The organism is Streptomyces sp. NPDC057900 (genome assembly GCF_042887885.1).
GTDB lineage: Bacteria > Actinomycetota > Actinomycetes > Streptomycetales > Streptomycetaceae > Streptomyces.
The window spans coordinates 1-18926 of sequence record NZ_JBHVOI010000012.1 but is presented as its reverse complement, the minus strand read 5'-3'; the positions used below and the strand labels follow the sequence as shown (position 1 = coordinate 18926).

At 69.7% G+C, this 18926-nt stretch carries 21 protein-coding genes; 14 read left to right on the top strand and 7 right to left on the bottom strand.

Translation table 11 applies throughout. From position 1 onward, the window contains the following. Positions 1-2 precede the first annotated feature (2 nt). On the top strand, positions 3-404 hold the full coding sequence (locus ACFVQ0_RS30665; protein ID WP_390092449.1) for a hypothetical protein: 402 nt from the start codon (positions 3-5) through the stop codon (positions 402-404). A 24-nt stretch (positions 405-428) separates the two neighbouring features. On the opposite strand, the gene ACFVQ0_RS30660 is transcribed toward ACFVQ0_RS30665, so the two are convergent. Further along, complete coding sequence (locus ACFVQ0_RS30660; protein WP_390092448.1) at positions 429-1103, bottom strand: FadR/GntR family transcriptional regulator; 675 nt, start codon at positions 1101-1103, stop codon at positions 429-431. Positions 1104-1235: 132 nt separating this feature from the next. Here ACFVQ0_RS30660 and ACFVQ0_RS30655 point away from each other — a divergent pair, with 132 nt between their 5' ends. From ACFVQ0_RS30655 to ACFVQ0_RS30640, 4 genes are all read left to right on the top strand, one after another. Continuing rightward, positions 1236-2522 (top strand): CynX/NimT family MFS transporter, encoded by a 1287-nt coding sequence (locus ACFVQ0_RS30655; protein WP_390092447.1) that lies wholly within the window; start codon positions 1236-1238, stop codon positions 2520-2522. 26 nt (positions 2523-2548) lie between these two features. Further along, positions 2549-2659, top strand: coding sequence for an SGM_5486 family transporter-associated protein (locus ACFVQ0_RS30650; protein WP_260147507.1), 111 nt, complete (start codon positions 2549-2551; stop codon positions 2657-2659). Between the two features lie 163 nt (positions 2660-2822). Further along, positions 2823-3029 (top strand): hypothetical protein, encoded by a 207-nt coding sequence (locus ACFVQ0_RS30645; RefSeq protein WP_390092446.1) that lies wholly within the window; start codon positions 2823-2825, stop codon positions 3027-3029. Positions 3030-3103: 74 nt separating this feature from the next. Beyond that, the gene (locus tag ACFVQ0_RS30640; RefSeq protein WP_390092445.1) at positions 3104-3622 is read left to right on the top strand and encodes a SixA phosphatase family protein; all 519 of its coding nucleotides are present in this window, start codon (positions 3104-3106) and stop codon (positions 3620-3622) included. Positions 3623-3777: 155 nt separating this feature from the next. On the opposite strand, the gene serB is transcribed toward ACFVQ0_RS30640, so the two are convergent. Further along, positions 3778-5034 carry a phosphoserine phosphatase SerB gene (gene serB / locus ACFVQ0_RS30635; RefSeq protein WP_390092444.1) on the bottom strand — a complete coding sequence of 419 codons (1257 nt, stop codon included), beginning with the start codon at positions 5032-5034 and terminating at the stop codon, positions 3778-3780. A gap of 288 nt (positions 5035-5322) precedes the next feature. Between serB and ACFVQ0_RS30630 the strand changes: the two genes are divergently transcribed. Further along, the gene (locus ACFVQ0_RS30630; RefSeq protein ID WP_390092443.1) at positions 5323-7962 is read left to right on the top strand and encodes an FHA domain-containing protein; all 2640 of its coding nucleotides are present in this window, start codon (positions 5323-5325) and stop codon (positions 7960-7962) included. 81 nt (positions 7963-8043) lie between these two features. Here ACFVQ0_RS30630 and ACFVQ0_RS30625 read toward each other — a convergent pair whose 3' ends face one another. Next, positions 8044-8784, bottom strand: coding sequence for a transglycosylase SLT domain-containing protein (locus tag ACFVQ0_RS30625; RefSeq protein WP_390092442.1), 741 nt, complete (start codon positions 8782-8784; stop codon positions 8044-8046). A gap of 429 nt (positions 8785-9213) precedes the next feature. Here ACFVQ0_RS30625 and ACFVQ0_RS30620 point away from each other — a divergent pair, with 429 nt between their 5' ends. The 3 genes from ACFVQ0_RS30620 (at position 9214) to ACFVQ0_RS30610 (ending at position 11412) form a co-directional block, all read left to right on the top strand. Beyond that, a complete protein-coding gene (locus ACFVQ0_RS30620) occupies positions 9214-10365 on the top strand; it encodes a GAF domain-containing sensor histidine kinase (protein ID WP_390092441.1) in 1152 nt (383 codons plus the stop codon). Further along, on the top strand, positions 10358-11002 hold the full coding sequence (locus ACFVQ0_RS30615; protein ID WP_123469011.1) for a response regulator transcription factor: 645 nt from the start codon (positions 10358-10360) through the stop codon (positions 11000-11002). Before ACFVQ0_RS30620 ends, ACFVQ0_RS30615 begins: the two co-directional genes overlap by 8 nt. Before the next feature lie 158 nt (positions 11003-11160). Next, a complete protein-coding gene (locus ACFVQ0_RS30610) occupies positions 11161-11412 on the top strand; it encodes a chaplin family protein (protein ID WP_390092601.1) in 252 nt (83 codons plus the stop codon). A gap of 129 nt (positions 11413-11541) precedes the next feature. On the opposite strand, the gene ACFVQ0_RS30605 is transcribed toward ACFVQ0_RS30610, so the two are convergent. After that, a complete protein-coding gene (locus tag ACFVQ0_RS30605) occupies positions 11542-12321 on the bottom strand; it encodes a hypothetical protein (RefSeq protein ID WP_390092440.1) in 780 nt (259 codons plus the stop codon). Positions 12322-12519: 198 nt separating this feature from the next. Between ACFVQ0_RS30605 and ACFVQ0_RS30600 the strand changes: the two genes are divergently transcribed. From ACFVQ0_RS30600 to ACFVQ0_RS30585, 4 genes are all read left to right on the top strand, one after another. Further along, positions 12520-13317 (top strand): ABC transporter ATP-binding protein, encoded by a 798-nt coding sequence (locus tag ACFVQ0_RS30600; RefSeq protein ID WP_123526884.1) that lies wholly within the window; start codon positions 12520-12522, stop codon positions 13315-13317. A gap of 98 nt (positions 13318-13415) precedes the next feature. Next, positions 13416-13847 (top strand): NfeD family protein, encoded by a 432-nt coding sequence (locus ACFVQ0_RS30595; RefSeq protein ID WP_390092439.1) that lies wholly within the window; start codon positions 13416-13418, stop codon positions 13845-13847. Positions 13848-14001: 154 nt separating this feature from the next. Continuing rightward, entirely contained in the window at positions 14002-14940 is a 939-nt protein-coding gene (locus ACFVQ0_RS30590; protein ID WP_390092438.1) for an SPFH domain-containing protein, read from the top strand. A 62-nt stretch (positions 14941-15002) separates the two neighbouring features. Continuing rightward, positions 15003-15770 (top strand): sulfite exporter TauE/SafE family protein, encoded by a 768-nt coding sequence (locus tag ACFVQ0_RS30585; protein ID WP_390092437.1) that lies wholly within the window; start codon positions 15003-15005, stop codon positions 15768-15770. A gap of 61 nt (positions 15771-15831) precedes the next feature. Here ACFVQ0_RS30585 and ACFVQ0_RS30580 read toward each other — a convergent pair whose 3' ends face one another. The 3 genes from ACFVQ0_RS30580 to ACFVQ0_RS30570 form a co-directional block, all read right to left on the bottom strand. Continuing rightward, positions 15832-16338 (bottom strand): HNH endonuclease, encoded by a 507-nt coding sequence (locus ACFVQ0_RS30580; protein ID WP_031099942.1) that lies wholly within the window; start codon positions 16336-16338, stop codon positions 15832-15834. Positions 16339-16493: 155 nt separating this feature from the next. Next, positions 16494-17024 (bottom strand): YbhB/YbcL family Raf kinase inhibitor-like protein, encoded by a 531-nt coding sequence (locus tag ACFVQ0_RS30575; RefSeq protein WP_390092436.1) that lies wholly within the window; start codon positions 17022-17024, stop codon positions 16494-16496. A 58-nt stretch (positions 17025-17082) separates the two neighbouring features. Continuing rightward, positions 17083-17865, bottom strand: a complete 783-nt coding sequence (locus tag ACFVQ0_RS30570; protein ID WP_390092435.1) for a sporulation protein — start codon at positions 17863-17865, stop codon at positions 17083-17085. Between the two features lie 73 nt (positions 17866-17938). Here ACFVQ0_RS30570 and ACFVQ0_RS30565 point away from each other — a divergent pair, with 73 nt between their 5' ends. Then, entirely contained in the window at positions 17939-18580 is a 642-nt protein-coding gene (locus ACFVQ0_RS30565; protein ID WP_390092434.1) for a DNA-3-methyladenine glycosylase, read from the top strand. The last annotated feature ends 346 nt before the right edge of the window (positions 18581-18926 follow it).

The window sequence follows — 18926 nt, the reverse complement described above, 5'->3', positions numbered from 1 at the left end:
CTGTGCGCGGCACACGTCACCGAACCCGGTCCCTGCTGGCGGCCTCCGCGGCCGTCGCCGGACTGCTCGTCCCGGGCGCCCTGTACGCCGCCGGGCACGTCGGAGCCGTCGGAGCGGCCGCACCGCCCGAGCCCGAGCCAGAGCCCTCCGGCGCCGAATGCCGTACGTCGGTCCACGGCTCCCGGGTCATCGCCTACTGCCACAACCCGTACCCGTCCACCGACCGGGTGCAGCTGCACACCGACTGCGCCCGCTGGTGGGACATCGACGCGGACTCCAGGCCGGTCGCCGTCGGACCGGGGCGGACGGTGCGGCTGGACGACCGCTGCTGGAAGGAGGTCGGCTCCGCCTGGGTCACCCACTCGAACGAGACGCACTCGAACGGGACCCGCCCGGCGGCCTGACCCGTACCGAGCCGGCCTGACGTCTCAGACCCGGTCCGCCAGGCAGTTGAGCGCGTGGCTCGCGGCTTCCTCCGCCGCCGTCTCCGCGTCACCGGCTCGGATCGCCTCGACCAGCCGCCCGTGGTCCATGTGGTTCTCCGGCCGCAGCTCGTGGCCGACGTCGTCCCGGACGTGTTCCCGCAGGAGGTCACCCAGATCGGCGTAGAGCCCGGTCAGCACATCGTTGTGGGCGGCGGACACGACGGCCAGATGCAGGGTCGCGTCCGCCGCCACGAAGGCCTCGGCGTCCCCGGCGGTCCAGGTCTCCTCCCGGCGCCGCATCAGCGCGTCCAGCTGCTTCAGGTCCCGCTCCGTGCGCCGGGCGGCGGCCAGCCGCGCGGCCGACGACTCCAGCGTCGAGCGCAGCTCCGCGACGTGGCGCGGATCGGCGGACGCGAACCGGCGGTGCATCACCCCGGCCAGCTCGCTGGTGGCGGCCACATAGGTGCCCGAGCCCTGCCGGATGTCGAGCAGGCCGTTGTGCGCGAGGGCACGCACCGCCTCGCGCACGGTGTTACGGGCCACCCCGAGCTGCTCGACCAGCTCGGGTTCGGTGGGGATGCGCGAGCCCACGGGCCACTCGCCCGAGGTGATCTGGTTCCTCAGCTGGGCAATCACCTGGTCGGCGAGTGCCGAACGCCGCGGGGACGTCAGTGCCATGGTGCTCCTTGCTCGGGTGTCCGGGGCCGGGACTGTGTTCTCGGCGGTCGCGCCGCTCCCGGGTGTCCGCATGCTCTCAGAGGACTGAGGAGGATTGGACAATCAATCATCCCATGATTCTATGATGACCTCATGCGTGATGACGAAACCCCTCCCCAGACCCCGACCGGGACGCTGAGTCCCGCCACTCCGACGGCCCCCGGAACCGACGCTCCCGCCACCCAGGCCGGACCCGCGGCGTGGGTACTCCGCCTGGTCGCCGTCGGGCTCGTCCTCACCGCGCTCAACCTCCGTCCCGCCATCACCAGCCTCGGCGCTCTGCTCGAAGAGGTGCGCGACGGGCTGCACATGAGCGGGAGCGTCGCGGGGGTCCTCACCTCCGTGCCGCCCCTCTGCTTCGCGGTCTTCGGCATCATGGCGCCGCGGCTGGCCCGCCGCTTCGGGCCCGGCGCGGTCGTCTGCGCGGGCATGACCGCCATCACCGCGGGGCTGGTCATCCGGCCCCTCGTCGGCGGTACGGCGGGCTTCCTCGTCGCGAGCGCGCTCGCCCTGATGGGCATCGCCGTGAGCAACGTCCTGATGCCGGTGATCGTCAAGCGCTGGTTCCCGGACCGGGTCGGCTCCATGACCGGCCTCTACTCCATGGCGCTGGCCCTGGGCACCTCGCTGGCCGCCGCCGTGACCGTCCCCATGACCGAGGCGCTGGGCGGCAGCTGGAAGGCCGGGCTGGGCATCTGGGCCGCGCTCGCCGCCGCCGCGATCCTGCCCTGGATCCCGCTGGTACGGGACCGGCACACCGCCTCCGGACAGCCTTCCGCCCAGCAGGCGGGGACACCGGAGCTCAGGATCACCCGCAGCCGCACCGCCTGGGCCCTCGCCTGCTTCTTCGGCCTCCAGGCCACCGCCGCGTACATCACCATGGGCTGGATGCCGCAGATCTTCCGCGACGCCGGGGTCTCGGCCGGTACCGCGGGTGTCCTGCTCGCCGTCACCATGGCGATGGGCGTCCCGCTCGCCTTCGTCATCCCCCGGGTCGCAGCCCGGATGCGGAACCAGGGCCCGATCGTCATCTTCCTCGGCTCGTGCGGCCTCATCGGCTACGCGGGCCTCTTCCTCGCCCCGTCCGGCGGGGCCTGGGCCTGGGCGGTGCTCCTGGGTGTCTCGAACTGCGCCTTCCCGCTCGCCCTCACGATGATCAGCATGCGCTCGCGCAGCGGCGCCGGGGTGGTGCGGCTGTCCGCGTTCGCCCAGTCCTGCGGCTACCTGATCTCCATCCCCGGCCCGCTCCTCGTCGGCGTGCTCTACCAGCACAGCGGCGGCTGGGGGCTGCCGATCGGCCTGATGGCGGCCCTGATGGTGCCGCAGATGGTGGTCGGCACGCTGGCCGGCCGGGACCGGACGATCGAGGACGAATGCTGAGATGCGAGACTGGGGCCATGTCTCCTGTGCTCGACCCGAATCCCCAGAACGGTCAGAAGAAGCTCCTGCTCGTCTTCGGGGCGATGGTGCTGATCTCGATCGTCATCGCCGTCATCGCGACCCTCGCCTCTCCCTGACGGGTTCGCGCCCGCCGGGCCCCGGCGGGACGATGGTGGGGCTAGCACCACCATCCCCTAGGGGGTCAGGGTCAGGGTGAAGTGGGTGGGTCACCGGATGGGCCGGAGGCAGCCGGATCCGTAGGTTCTCAGGTATCAGACCCGATGACCCCCGGAGGCGGACATGCCGGCCCGTACACACCCCCGGTCCACCCGCCCGGATGCGGGCAGTGTCGAGATCCGGCTGCCCTGGTGGGCCGTCGCGTTGCCTGCCGTCGCCTTCGGCGCGCTGCTGCTGCTGATCGTCGCGCCGGGGGAGGCGCACGCGGCGACGGGCGGTTCGGCGGTGGGCCAGTTGCTTGAGCGAATCGTGGACCTGCTGACCCGCTGAAGCCACCCGCCCGTCCCGGGCCGGCCCTCCAACACCCTGCGCCAGCTGGCACCATTCGTGCGAAGCTGAGGTGTATGAGCGTCGATACACCTCGCAGGATTGTCCTTCTCAGGCACGCGAAGGCGGAATGGTCGCAGGACTCCGACCATGAGCGCCCGCTCGCGGAACGCGGCCGCAAGGACGCACCCGTGGCAGGCCGCAAACTCGTCGATTCCGGGATCGCCTTCGATCTGGCTCTCTGTTCCACCGCGGCCAGGACGCGCGAGACCTGGAAGCTGGCCGTGCACGAGATGCCCGAGCGGCCCAGGACCGTGTACGAGGAGCGGTTGTACGAGGCCTCGCTCGGCGAGCTGATCGCCCTGGTCAACGAGACGCCCGACGAGGTGCGCAACCTGCTGGTGATCGGGCACAACCCGGGTATGCACGCGCTCTCCGACGCCCTCTCGGGCGCTTCCGAGGGCGACGCCCTGGCCCGGATGACCCGCGGCGGCTTCCCGACCGCGGCGTTCGCCGTGGTCGAGTTCTCCGGTACCTGGAAGAGCGTGGAGCACGGCATCGGCAAGCTCACCGAGTACTGGACCCCGAACGACTGACAGCTGACGACTGACAGCCGGCATCCGACGACCGGCGGCAGCCGGCACCCGGCCGCACCGGCCCACGAAGAGGGCCCCGGCGCACAAGCTTCCGCTTGTGCGCCGGGGCCCTCCGCGCTGTCCGGAGCATACGGACCCGCCCCCGAGGCGGCTCCCTATTCGACGAGACCGTCGACGGCCTCGACCTCCTCGCGGGTGATGCCGAGCAGATAGAGCACCGTGTCCAGGAACGGCACGTTCACCGCCGTGTGCGCGGCCCTGCGGACCACCGGCTTCGCGTTGAACGCGACGCCGAGTCCCGCGGTGTTGAGCATGTCCAGGTCGTTGGCCCCGTCACCGATCGCCACGGTCTGCGCCAGCGGCACTCCGGCCTCCGCGGCGAAGCTGCGCAGCAGCCGGGCCTTGCCGGCCCGGTCGACGATGGGCCCGGTCACCCGGCCGGTGAGCTTGCCGTCGACGATCTCCAGAGTGTTGGCAGAGGCGAAGTCGAGCCCCAGCCGCTCCTTGAGATCATCCGTCACCTGCGTGAACCCGCCGGATACGACGCCTACTTGGTAGCCGAGCCGCTTCAGCGTACGGATCAGGGTGCGGGCGCCCGGCGTCAGCCGTACCTCGGCGCGGACCTTCTCCACCACGGAGACGTCGAGGCCCGCCAGCAGCGCCACCCGTGCGTGCAGCGACTGCTCGAAGTCGAGTTCACCGCGCATCGCCTGCTCGGTGACCGAGGCGACCTCCGCCTCACAGCCGGCGTGGGCCGCGAACAGCTCGATGACCTCGTCCTGGATGAGGGTCGAGTCGACGTCCATCACGACGAGCCGCTGCGCGCGGCGGCTCAGCCCGGCCGAGACCACGGCCACGTCGACGCCGATCTCGGCGGCCTCGGTGGCCAGCGCGGTCCGCAGCTCCTCGGTCCCGGTGCCGGACACCGCGAACTCGACAGCTGTGACCGGGTATTTCGCCAGCCGGAAGATCCGGTCGATGTTCCCGCCGGTCGAGGTGATGCTGGCCGCTATGGCGGCGGTCGACTCGGCGGTCAGCGGGTGCCCCAGCACCGTCACATGGGAGCGGCCGTCGCCACGGGGACGGTTGTCGCCCGTGCCGGAGATGATCTCGGCCTGCAGTTTCAGCGACTCGGCCCAGCTGTGCACGGTGGCCCGCAGGTCGCCCTCCGTGGTGCCGCCCGCGACCGGGGCGGTGACCAGCGCGCACAGGACGATGCGGCCACGGGTAACGACCTGCTCGATGTCGACGACGTCGACCGAGTAGGCGGCGAGGGTGTCGAACAGCCCGGCGGTGATACCGGGACGGTCCTTCCCGAAGATCTTCACGAGAAGGGTCGGTGCGTCGATGCCCTGACGTGACTCAGGGGACTCAGGAGACGGCGAGGACTGAGGTGGCTGAGATGCGCTCATGGTGCCCCCACCGTATCGGTCCACGACGCGGCCCCGAAGGTCCGTCCCGAGTGCCGGACAGTCCGGCCCCGATACCCCCAACCAGATCATTCAGCACGATCCGCAATCGTTCATGGCCAGTTGTGTCGGTAGATGACCGTTTTGTTGGCGTCAAAGCCATAACAGTGCAGGTCTCGGCAGGGTCAAACCCCCGCCCGGCTTTCGTATCGGGGACTGCTCCTGGAATAGTTCCCCACGATGTTCAGCATCCCTAGACTCCCTGCGACGGGGGTAATCGGGGGACAACTAGTGGGGCGCGGAGTGCCGGAACTCGTACTGGAATTGAATGGCAGGACCTGGACGCTCGATCCGTCCAGGTCGTACACCCTCGGACGTGATCCGCAGGGCGATATGACGATCGATGACGCCAGGGTGTCGTGGCGGCACGCCACGATCAGCTGGAACGGCCGGGGTTGGTCCATCGAGGACCACGGCAGCACCAATGGCACCTATGTCCAGGGGCAGCGGATCCACCAGCTGGAGATCGGTCCCGGCTCCACGGTGAACCTGGGCAATGCCACCGACGGGCCCCGGCTGAGCCTCAGCGGCGCCGCGGCCGGCGCCGGTGTGTACAGCGGGCAGGCCGCCGCCGGGGCCCAGGCCCCGGCCCAGCAGCCGCAGCAGACCCCGCAGCAGCAGCCGCAGGGCGGACCCGGCTGGCCGGGTCAGCAGCAGCACCCGGGCCAGCAGCAGATTCCGGGACAGCAGCAGAATCCCGGCCAGCAGCAGATTCCGGGCCAGGGCCAGGGCCAGCAGCCGCAGGCCTGGCAGCAGGCGCCCCAGGCGCCGCAGCAGTCCCACGGACCGCAGCAGGGCATGGCGAACAACCCCGGAAGTGGCGGGGCCGGCGGCGCGGCGGGGGCGTCACCGGTCTACGGCGACCGCAGCCCGACCACCTTCCACCAGGTGGCGCTCGGCAGGGTGATGCGCATCGGCCGTGCGCTGGAGAACGAACTGGTCGTCTCCGACCTCCAGGTCTCGCGCAACCACGCCGAGTTCCACGCGACGCCCGACGGCCGCTTCGAGATCCGTGATCTCGGATCCCACAACGGCACGTACGTCAACGGCCAGCCGCTCTCGAAGTCCGGCTCCGCGTTCATCGGCGCGAACGACATCGTCGGTGTCGGTCACTCGACGTTCCGGCTGGTCGGCGACCGCCTTGAGGAATTCGTCGACACGGGCGAGGTCTCCTTCGCCGCCCGCCACCTCACCGTGACGGTCGACGGCGGCAAGCAGATCCTGAAGGACGTCTCGTTCGGCGTCCCGGAGAAGTCGCTGATCGGCGTCATCGGCCCGTCCGGCTCCGGAAAGTCCACCCTGCTCAAGGCGCTCACCGGCTACCGGCCCGCCGACCAGGGCGAAGTCCTCTACGACAACCGGAACCTCTACAAGCAGTTCGCCGAGCTGCGCCAGCGCATCGGCCTGGTTCCGCAGGACGACATCCTGCACAAGGAACTCACGGTCACCAAGGCGCTCAGGTACGCGGCCAAGCTCCGCTTCCCCGCGGACACCACGGAGGCAGAGCGGCAGTCCCGGATACTTGAGGTCCTTGCGGAGCTCAAGCTCGACATCCACAAGGACAAGAAGGTCACCTCGCTCTCCGGCGGCCAGCGCAAGCGCGTCTCGGTGGCCCTGGAGCTTCTCACCAAGCCCTCGCTGATATTCCTGGACGAGCCGACCTCCGGCCTCGACCCGGGCATGGACCGCGACGTCATGCAGCTGCTGCGCGGTCTGGCCGACGACGGCCGTACCGTCCTCGTCGTCACGCACTCGGTCGCCGAGCTGGCCATCTGCGACAAGCTCCTGGTGATGGCGCCCGGCGGTGCCGTGGCCTACTTCGGTCCGCCGGAGGAAGCGCTCAACTTCTTCGGCTACAGCTCCTGGGCCGATGTCTTCTCCGCGTTCGAGAACTACCGCGACTACGACTGGGCGGGCCGCTGGCGCGGTTCGCAGCACTACCAGATGTACGCCGCGGACATCGACTCGGTCGCCGCGCAGTCCGTACACATGCCGCCGCCGCAGCAGATGCGCCCGCCGAAGCCGCAGGGCTGGGGGACGCAGCTGTGGACGCTGATGCGCCGCTATCTGTCGGTGATCGCGTCCGACAAGGGCTTCATGGGCCTGATGGTGATCCTGCCCGCGGTGCTGGGTGTGGTGAGCGTCGTCATTCCGTCGGACTTCGGCCTCGGCCCGCCCAAGCCGCCGTCCCGGTTCAACAGCGACGCCGGGACGATCATGCTCATCCTGGTGATCGGGATGACCTTCTCCGGTGCGGCCAACTCCGTACGAGAGCTGATCAAGGAACGGGTGATCTACGAACGGGAACGGGCCACCGGCCTCTCCCGCTCCGCCTATCTGATGTCCAAGGTGATCGTGCTCGGCCTGATCACGGCCGTCCAGGGCGTCATCATCTGCGGCATCGGCTTCGCCACCCGTGATCTGCCGGCGGAGGGCCTGATCATGCCGCCGGCCGTCGAGCTCTGCGTGACGATCATCGCGCTCGGCTTCACCTCGATGATGTTCGGCCTGGTGATCTCCTCGCTGGTGAAGACCTCCGAGAAGACCATGCCGCTGCTGGTCATGTTCGCGATCGTCCAGGTGGTCTTCACCGGCATCCTCTTCCAGGTCTACGGATCGCTCGGCCTGGAACAGTTCGCCTGGCTGATGCCGTCCCGCTGGGCCATCGCGGCCGCCGGATCGACCCTCGACCTCGCCCACCTCATGCCGCCGTGGGACCAGAAGAACCCCACCGACCTGGACCCGCTGTGGGAGCACACGGTGAGCCAGTGGGGGATCAATATCGGGGTGCTGGTCTTCCTCGGTGTGATCTGCGGGTTCGCGGTCGCGCGGCTGCTGCGCCGCCACGAGCCCGAGGTGATGCGCAAGTAGCGGGCCCCGGCTCGCGCCGAAGGGCGGCACCCCGCACGGGGTGCCGCCCTTCGGCATGTGTCACGGCGTACCGGAGTGGACTCAGTACGCGCTGTTGACGTTGTCGATCGAGCCGTACTTGTCGGCGGCGTAGTTGGCCGACGCGGTGATGTTGGCGACCGGGTCGTACTGGTCGTGAGGGGTCCCGCCGACGTGGTATGCGTCGAAGGTCGGCTTGATGATCTGGAGCAGACCCTTCGACGGGACACCGTTGACCGCGTTGACGTCCCAGTCGTTGATGGCCCGCGGGTTGCCGCTGGACTCGCGGATGATGTTGCGGTGCAGACCGTCGTAGGTGCCCGGGATGCCCTTGGCCTTCATGATGGACAGGGATTCCTTGATCCAGCCGTCCAGGTTGTTCGAGAAGACCGGGGTACGCGAGTGGGAACGGCTGGCGCCCTGCTTACCGCGCTTGGACGCGGCCTTCTTCGCCTTGGCCTTCTCCTTGGCGTGGGCCTTCGCCTTGGCCTTCTTGGCCTTCTCCTTCGAGACGGACTTGGCCTTCTTCGCCTTCGCGGCGTCGGACGCCTTGATCAGCTGCTCGGCGGTGGAGTGCTGCTCGATGACGCTCGACTGGATCGTCTTGGCCTGCGACGCACCGGCGGCGGAGGCGAAGACGACAGGGGCGCCGGAGATGGCCTGCGGCTCGGTCTCGGCATCGGCGTTACCGGGCACCAGCGACAACGAGAGCGCAGCGGCGGCGACGGCGGATATACCGGCGACGGAGAGCTTCTGGGTCTTGTTCATACGACGGAGACGGCCGGGAATGCTGGACGCGGACATGCAGGTACCTCTTCGAATCGCGGAAGTCCTCACGGAGGACGAAGACGGGAAGCGACATCGCATCTCCGTCGGGGACGATTGCAATTCTTAGCGACCGCAAAATGGTGTGGCAAAGGTGTGACGTACGAAGCCGGATAGTGGGTCCGACCCCGGCACGAACCGTGCAAACCGGACTCTTTCCCGACCGTATCGCCCTTAAATGTCCACTAGGTGACTTCGTAAGTGACGCAGGTCCTATGCGCGGCCTCACATCGGCCGGGTATCAATCTCACCAGCCGTTGCTGAAGCAATTCGGAGTGTGAGTGTCCGTTTCCCCTCGGCCCCGTGCCCGGTGCGCCGTCACGGCCGGGAAGTCCTAGTCCCTGCGCCCTAATCAGCGGCCGTCCACAGGCCGATACGGGGCCTGTGACCCGCCGGTACGGTGAGGCCATGACCCATCGCCCACCGGCGGGCGGCCTCGCCGCAGTGAGCGCCGCACTGCTCGCCATGAGCCGGCACCTGGAAATGCGGGACGTCCTCAAGACGATCGTCGCCTCGGCCCGCGAGCTGCTCGACGCCGAGTACGCGGCGCTCGGCGTCCCCGACGACCACGGCGGCTTCGCCCAGTTCGTGGTCGACGGCGTCAGCGACGAACAGTGGAAGGCCATCGGCCCGCTTCCCCGGCAGCACGGCATCCTCGCCGCGATGCTGCACGAGGCGAAGCCCGAGCGGCTCGCCGACGTCCGCAAGGACCCCCGCTTCGAGGGCTGGCCGTCCGCCCACCCCGACATGTCCGACTTCCTGGGCCTGCCCATCAGGGACGGCGACGAGACCATCGGCGCCCTCTTCCTCGCCAACAAGCGCTGTCCGAAGCCCGAGGGCAGCTGCGGATTCACCGCCGACGACGAGGAGCTGCTGGGCATCCTCGCCCAGCACGCGGCGATCGCCCTCACCAACGCACGGCTCTACGAGCGCAGCCGCGAGCTCACCATCGCGGAGGAGCGCTCCCGCCTCGCCCACGAGCTGCACGACGCGGTCAGCCAGAAACTGTTCTCCCTCCGCCTCACCGCCCAGGCCGCCGCCACCCTGGTCGACCGCGACCCGGCCCGCGCCAAGGGCGAACTCCAGCAGGTCGCCGCCCTCGCGGCGGAGGCGGTGGACGAGCTGCGGGCGGCCGTCGTCGAACTGCGCCCCGCGGCTCTCGACGAGGACGGCCTGATCGCCACCCTCCGCACCCAGATCCAGGTCTTGGACCGCGCCCACACGGCCCGGGTCACCTTCGAGAGCCTCGGCGTGCGGGCGCTGCCCGCCGCACAGGAGGAAGCGCTGCTCAGGGTCGCCCAGGAGGCCCTGCACAACGCCCTGCGCCACTCGGAGGCCGGCCACGTAGGCGTCACGCTCGTACGCGGCGGCGACGGCGGCACGGTGCTCCGGATCACCGACGACGGACGCGGCTTCGAGCCGACGGCCACCCGTCGGGCGGGACGGCATCTGGGCCTCGTCTCGATGCGGGACCGCGCGAGCGGTGTCGGCGGGAAGCTCACCGTTGAATCGGCGCCCGGCAAGGGCACCACGATCGAGATGGAGGTACCCGGTGGCTGACAGGATCATCAGGGTGCTGCTGGTCGACGACCACCAGGTGGTCCGCCGCGGTCTGCGTACGTTCCTGGAGATCCAGGACGACATAGAGGTCGTCGGAGAGGCCTCCGACGGAGCCGAGGGCGTGGCCAGGACCGAGGAGCTGCGCCCCGACGTGGTGCTCATGGACATCAAGATGCCCGGCACCGACGGCATAGAGGCGCTGCGCAGGCTCAGGGAGCTGGAGAACCCGGCCAAGGTGCTGATCGTCACCAGCTTCACCGAACAGCGCACCGTCGTCCCCGCCCTGCGCGCGGGAGCCTCCGGCTACGTCTACAAGGACGTCGACCCGGACGCGCTGGCGGGCGCCATCCGCTCGGTGTACGCGGGCCACGTACTCCTCCAGCCGGAAGTGGCGGGAGCGCTGCTCGCCCAGGACGACCCGGGCAGTGGCACGGGCCGGGGGAGCACCCTCACCGAACGGGAGCGGGAAGTGCTGGGCCTCATCGCCGACGGCCGCTCCAACCGGGAGATTGCGCGGGCGCTCGTCCTCTCGGAGAAGACCGTCAAGACGCACGTCTCGAACATCCTGATGAAGCTGGACCTCTCCGACCGCACCCAGGCCGCGCTCTGGGCCGTACGGCACGGGGCGGCGGGCTGACCGCGCGGCCCGGGCTGACCGAGCGGGCCGCCCGAGACCGGGCCGAGATTCATACTGTCGGGTGTATGTCACTCGAACGGCGCATCCCCTGCGGCGCCGGGGCGTTCTCCAAGGCGTGCTGCGGCGGCCGGCCGCAGCGAAACCAGGAGGATCCCGAAGTGAAGAACCTGAAGAAGGCCGCAGCCGTCACCATGATCGCCGGTGGCATCATCGCCGCCGGTGCGGGCGCGGCCTCCGCCACCGGTCACAGCGGTGCGGGCGCCCACGGTCTCGCGACCCACTCCCCGGGCGTGGCCAGCGGCAACCTCGCGCAGGTCCCGGTCCACGTGCCGGTGAACGTGGTCGGCAACACGGTCAACGTGGTCGGCCTGCTCAACCCGGCCTTCGGCAACTTCGGCCTGAACGGCTGACGCCACGCATACCGCGTCACCACCGGGCGGGCCTTCACCCAGGCCCGCCCGGTACGTGTGCGAGGCACACCGGGCCCGCCCGGCGACCGAGGACGACAGACCGTGCCCGTCCCCGGGCCGCGGGCCCCACTACCGGGCCCGCTCCTCCACATACGCGTTGTACGCGGCCACCTGCGCCCGCCGGGACACCCGCTCCACCGGCCGCAGCGCCTCCCTGCGCGCCGCCATCTCCGAGGCGCTCACCGCCCCGCCGGGCCCGTTCTCGTACGCCAGCGAGACCAGCAGCCCCACCCGCTGCGCCAGCGCCAGCACCCGCACCGCCCGTGGCGGATACCCCGGGGCAAGCACCTCGCGCCCCTGCTCCGCCCGCGCCCGGTACGCGTCCAGCGCCGCCTCCGCCACCGGTCCGGAGCCCGCCACGTCGAGCCGCGACAACGTCGCCGTCGCGTCCCGCATCGCCTCCGCGAGCTCCCGCTCCGCCTCGCTCAGTGAGGGCACATCGGCCGGCGGCGCCTCCCGTACGGCCAGGCAGTGCCACGCCACGGCGACGTGGAGATCCCCGGCGGGCCCCGACTCGCGCACCTCCGGCACCAGCCCGTACGGCGCGCCGTAGGTCACCACCGCCTCCTCGGCCTCCAGCGCCCGCGCGTTGAAATCCGGGGGACCGCTGAGCCCCAGCGGATGCCCGGGAACCGGCAGAGCGACCCGGAAACCGGTCACCCCGAGCCCCCGCAGCCGCCCCAGGGCGAGCGTCAGGCCGACCGGCCCCGCCTCCCCCGGCAGCCCCTCGACGCGGTGCACCGCGTCCTCCCCGACGATGGCGAGGGCCGCGTCGTCCGGCGAGACGAGTCCGGCCAGCAGCGCGTTGCCCCAAGCGGCCAGCAGCCCTGAGCGTGGTTCCGAAAGCATGGCAACACCCTAAGGAACGGACCCGGCCCCTGTCCCACCCGTCCCGGACCCGGTCCGGGACGGGCCGGGGACCCCACGACAACCGTGCGACGACGGGCCCAGCGCCCGAAGCTCTCCCGCGGTGGCGTAGGTTTTCCCTGGGAGCTGTGCCCACAGGCACGCGACGAAAACGAAACTGCATGGGGAGACAACGCGCTCATGAGCGATGTACTGGAGCTGGTGGACGTATCCGTGGTCCGCGACGGACGCGCTCTGGTGGAAGACGTCTCCTGGTCGGTCAAGGAGGGGGAGCGCTGGGTCATCCTCGGCCCCAACGGCGCCGGCAAGACCACCCTCCTCAACGTCGCGTCCAGCTACCTCTTCCCGAGCAAGGGCAGCGCCACGGTCCTCGGCGAGCAGCTCGGCGGCGTCGGAACCGACGTCTTCGACCTGCGCCCCCGCATCGGGATCGCGGGCGTCGCCATGGCGGAGAAGCTGCCCAAGCGCCAGACGGTCCTGCAGACGGTGCTCACCGCCGCCTACGGCATGACCGCCACCTGGAACGAGAACTACGACAAGGTCGACGAGGACCGCGCCCGCGCCTTCCTCGACCGGCTGGGCATGACCGACTACCTGGACCGGAAGTTCGGCACCCTCTCCGAGGGCGAGCGCAAGCGCACCCTGATCGCCCGCGCCATGATGACCGACCCCGAGCTGCTGCTCCTCGACGAGCCCGCCGCCGGTCTCGACCTCGGCGGACGCGAGGACCTGGTCCGCCGCCTCGGCCGGCTGGCCCGCGACCCGTACGCCCCCTCCATGATCATGGTCACCCACCATGTCGAGGAGATCGCCCCCGGCTTCACCCACGTCCTGATGATCCGCCAGGGCAAGGTGCTCGCCGCCGGCCCCATGGAGACCGAGCTCAGCTCGCGCAACCTCTCCCTCTGCTTCGGCCTGCCGCTCGTCGTCGAGCACCAGGGCGACCGCTACACCGCCCGCGGTCTGCCGCTCGGCTGAGTGCCGGGCCCCGGCCCGGCACTTGACGCGTCCCCCTGGGGCGTACCCGCCCGCTTGCGCCCTGTCGGCGGAGGTGCTCCCGGTCATACGATGGCGGGGTGGACATCATCGACGCATGGGTGTGGTGGCTGATCGGCGCGGTGGGACTGGGCATCCCTCTCGTCCTGACCGCGATGCCCGAGTTCGGCATGTTCGCCGTCGGAGCGGTCGCCGCAGCGGTGGTCGCGGCGCTCGGCGGCGGAATCGTGGCCCAGGTACTGGTCTTCGTCATCGTCTCGGTGGCGCTGATCGCGGTCGTCCGCCCCATCGCCAACCGGCACCGCTCCGACCGGCCCCATCTGGCCACCGGCATAGACGCGTTGAAAGGACGCCAGGCCGTCGTCCTGGAACGGGTCACCGCCGAGGGTGGGCGGATCAAGCTGGCCGGCGAGATCTGGTCGGCGCGCGCCTTGGACGCGGAACTGAGCTACGAACCAGGCCAACAGGTCGACGTCGTCGACATCGACGGGGCCACAGCCGTCGTCATGTGACCGAACAGCCCACACGGCAGAGCCCGTTCTGTCAGACTCGATGTCGATCATCATGAGAGCCGGACCGGCAGGACAACCGACCTGACGCACGGCCCCGCACGATCTCGACCTCGATCATCGCGATCCGTCGGCAACCGAAGGGCACGAGGAAACGATGCAACCGATCATCATCGTCCTGATCATTCTGGTGGTGCTCGTCTTCATCGCTCTGATCAAGACGATCCAGGTCATCCCACAGGCCAGCGCCGCCATCGTGGAGCGGTTCGGCCGGTACACCCGCACCCTCAACGCAGGCCTGAACATCGTCGTCCCGTTCATCGACTCGATCCGGAACCGGATCGACCTCCGAGAACAGGTCGTGCCCTTCCCGCCGCAGCCGGTGATCACCCAGGACAACCTGGTCGTCAACATCGACACGGTCATCTACTACCAGGTCACCGACGCCAGGGCCGCGACGTACGAAGTCGCCAGCTACATCCAGGCCATCGAGCAGCTCACCGTCACCACGCTCCGCAACATCATCGGCGGCATGGACCTGGAGCGGACGCTCACCTCCCGCGAGGAGATCAACGCCGCCCTGCGCGGAGTCCTCGACGAGGCCACCGGCAAGTGGGGCATCCGCGTCAACCGCGTCGAGCTGAAGGCGATCGAGCCGCCCACCTCCATCCAGGACTCGATGGAGAAGCAGATGCGCGCCGACCGCGACAAGCGCGCCGCGATCCTCCAGGCAGAGGGAACGCGGCAGTCCGCGATCCTCACCGCGGAGGGCGAGAAGCAGTCCGCGATCCTGCGCGCCGAGGGTGAGGCCAAGGCCGCCGCCCTGCGCGCGGAGGGCGAGGCCCAGGCGATCCGTACGGTCTTCGAGTCCATCCACGCCGGTGACCCGGACCAGAAGCTGCTCTCGTACCAGTACCTCCAGATGCTCCCGAAGATCGCCGAGGGAGACGCCAACAAGCTCTGGATCGTGCCCAGCGAGATCGGCGACGCCCTCAAGGGCCTCAGCGGCGCCTTCGGCAACCTCGGTTCCGGTATGCCCGGCTTCAACAACGGCGACTCGGGCAAGGAACGCCGGGAGCAGCCCCCCGTCGACTGACGTGTACATCCCCTCGGGCATGATCAGTGCACCAAGCACCGATCAGCCACGGGGGATTCGGGATGTCCATCTGGGAGATGCTCGCGGTCTTCGCCGCCGGCATCAGCGCGGGCACGATCAACACGATCGTCGGTTCGGGAACACTGATCACCTTTCCGGTGCTCCTCGCCACCGGTCTGCCCCCGGTCACCGCCACGGTCTCCAACGCACTCGGCCTGATCCCCGGCTCCATCAGCGGCGCGATCGGCTACCGCAAGGAGCTCGAAGGACAGCGCCCACGCGTCCTGAAGCTCGCCGTGGGCGCGCTCATCGGCGGACTGACCGGCGCCACCCTGCTGCTGGCGCTGCCGTCGACGGCGTTCGAGACCATCGTCCCGATCCTGGTGGCCATGGCCCTCGTCCTGGTCATCCTGCAACCACGCATCAGCAAAGCCGTCCAGCGCCGCCGCGAACACACCGGCGTCGCGGCCCGCCCCGACGGCGGTCCGCTCCTCTTCGTCGGCCTGATGCTCGCCAGCGTCTACGGCGGCTACTTCACCGCCGCCCAGGGGATCATCTACCTCTCCCTGATGGGCATGCTGCTCGACGACACCATGCAGCGCCTCAACGCCGTGAAGAACGTCCTGGCCGCCGTCGTCAACAGCATCGCCGCGCTGTTCTTCCTCTTCGTCGCGGACTTCGACTGGACCGCCGTCGTGCTGATCGCGATCGGTTCCGCGCTCGGCGGCCAGATCGGCGCCAAGGTCGGCCGCCGGCTGAGCCCCGCCATCCTGCGCGCCCTCATCGTCACGGTCGGAACGGTCGCCATCGTCCAGCTGCTGCTCCGCTGACCCGCGGCAACCCGCCTCCGAACGGAGACGGGCCCCGGCTACCGCACCCGGCGTAGACCCACTACGCCGCGGACCGCGCCAGCCACTCCGGCAGCGCCGAGCGGTCACCGGCCCCCAGCGCCAGCAGCATCGCATCCGCGGGGGACGGCACGAACGGCTGCCGCAGCAGTGGCATCCCCGCCTGCTCCGGCGTACGGGCGGCCTTGCGGTGGTTGTCCTCGGCACACGAGGCCACGGTGTTCAGCCAGGTGTCCTGACCCCCCTGGGCGCGCGGCACCACGTGGTCGACGGTGCTCGCCCGCCGCCCGCAGTACGCGCACCGGTGCTGGTCCCGGATGAGCACACCCCTTCTGGACCAGGGGGCGTGTCTTCGGAACGGCACCCGCACGTACCGGCAGAGCCTGATCACCCGGGGCACCGGAATATCCACTGCGGCACCGCGCATGCGGAGGCCGGGATGGGACTGCTCGACGACGGCCTTGTCCTGCAGAATCAGCACCACCGCACGGTTCAGCGTCACCGTCGACAGCGGCTCGAAGCTCGCATTCAGCACCAGCGTGTCCCGCATCCCGCCCACCTCCCGTGTGCCGCCCACCGCCTGGCAGGCCCGGATCAACTCTGGCCGGGCAGGCCGCAATGGACAACGCAATAAAAAGTGCCCTGCCCTGATCTCTCCAGGACCAGGGCAGGGCAAACAGGGGGGATCTATCGACTTTCCGGGCCTCAGGCAGGTCCGGTGTACTCACCGATCAGCTGGGCGCGGCCCAGCGTGTGGAAGCGCAGATTGAAACCGACCACAGCGGGCGACGCGTCGCTGTCCGGTCCGAGCTTCTCGCTGTCCACCGCGTACACGGTGAACACGTACCGGTGGTTCTCACCGGGCGGCGGGGCCGCGCCGCCGAAGTCCTTCGAGCCGTAGTCGTTGCGGACGTGCACGGCGCCGGCGGGCAGCCCGTCGAACTTCCCGCCGCCCGCACCGGCCGGCAGCTCCGTGACGGACGCGGGGATGTCGAAGAGCACCCAGTGCCAGAACCCGCTGCCGGTCGGAGCGTCCGGGTCGAAGCACGTCACGGCGAAGCTCTTCGTCCCCGCCGGGAACCCCTCCCACCGCAGCTGCGGCGAGGTGTTCCCCGCCGCTTGCACCTGTGCGTCCGCAAGCACGGCCCCCGGTGCGAGGTCCTCGCTCACCACGGTGAACGAGGGGACCTCGGGATGGAAGTCGTGCGGCAGCGGCGCCCTCTTCGGCTGGGTCACGTCAGCACCTCTCCTGTAGCGGTTCCGGTTCCGGTATCGGCAGGTCTCCCCACCGACCCTAGAGCCAGTTGCGCTGACCGCCGACCTGGGCGAGCCACTGGTTCAGATAAGCCGCCCAGTCGGTCCCGTGGTAGTCGTTCAGACCCACCTTGAAGGCACGGTAGGAGTCGCTGCCCTCGCTGAAGAGACCCGCCTTCTTGTCCATCTCCAGCACGACGTCCATCTCACGGTCGTCCGCGACGAAGGTCAGCTCGACCTGGTTCAGCCCCCGGTACTGCGACGGCGGGAAGAACTCGATCTCCTGGTAGAAGGGCAGCCGCTGGCGCGTACCGCGAATCTGGCCGCGCTCCATGTCGGCGCTGCGGAAGCCGAAGCCCAGCTGGCCGAAGGCGTCCAGGATGGCCTGCTGCGCCGGCAGCGGGTGCACGTTGACGGGGTCCAGGTCGCCGGAGTCCAGCGCCCGCGCGATCTCCAGCTCCGTGGTCACCCCGATGTTCATCCCGTGCAGGTGCTGGCCCGCGAACATCGTGATCGGCGTCTCCCAGGGGATCTCCAGGCCGAACGGCACGACGTGCACCGCACCCGCCCTGACCTCGAACGCGCCGCCGAGCCGCAGCTTGGTGAACTCGATGTCCTGCTTGTACTCCTGGTCGTTGCCCTCGACCTCGACCCGGGCCTGCAGCCCGACGGAGAGCCCCTCGATCTGCTGGTCCACGGAGCCGCCCTGGACCCGCACCTCACCCTGGACGACCCCACCCGGTACGACGTTGAGCTCGGTCAGCTCCGTCTCCACCGAGGCGCCACCGGCACCCATGCTCGCGAGCAGCCGCTTGAAGCCCATGTTTTCTCCTCCTAGGTCCTGACCCCTACATACGCGCCATGACCGTAGTCGGTTCCCGGTAGCCTCGGACTCCATGATCGAGGGCCAGGAACGTACGCCGCTGACGCGGGAATTCTTCGACCGCCCGGTGCTGGACGTGGCGCCGGATCTACTGGGCCGGACGCTGGTCCGCAGCACACCGGAAGGCCCCATCGAGCTGCGTCTCACCGAGGTGGAGGCGTACGCGGGGGAGATCGACCCCGGTTCGCACGCCTTCCGCGGCCGGACCGCGCGCAACGGTGTGATGTACGGGCCGCCCGGCCACGCGTACGTCTACTTCACCTACGGCATGTGGCACTGCCTCAACCTGGTGTGCGGACCGGAGGGCATGGCGAGCGGTGTGCTGCTGAGGGCGGGCGACATCCTTACGGGCGCGGAGCTCACCCGGAAACGTCGACTCTCGGCCCGCAGTGACCGAGAACTGGCCAAAGGGCCGGCCCGCCTCGCGACAGCTCTGGACATCGACCGCGCGCTCGACGGCACCGACGCCATCGCCCACCCGGGCGCCGTCCTGTCGGTACTGCACGGCACCCCGCCCCCGCGCGACCAGGTACGCAACGGTCCGCGCACCGGAGTGGGCGGCGACGGAGCCACCCACCCGTGGCGCTTCTGGGTCGACGGGGATCCCACGGTGAGCCCGTACCGGGCCCACACACCGCGCCGCAGGGCAACTTGACTCGCCCATGCGGGACGCCTAATGTAGTCCGAGCCGCTTGACACGGGTACAGCGAACGGATTGGTCCATCGGACCTGATGCCGGGCAACTCGAAGCGGCCAACCACTACCTACGACTCACCCCCAGCGGGTGCGGATTTCGGCGTGCCGAAAATCCGGGCCATTGACTCGATTATGAGTCACCGGGGGAATCGGCTAAAGTAGTGAACACGCCGAAAGGGAAAGCGCGAAAGCGAATTCCTGGAAAGCAATCCCGCTTCGACCGGGAATCGGACACGAAAGAGTCTGATAGAGTCGGAAACGCAAGACCGAAGGGAAGCGCCCGGAGGAAAGCCCGATGAGGGTGA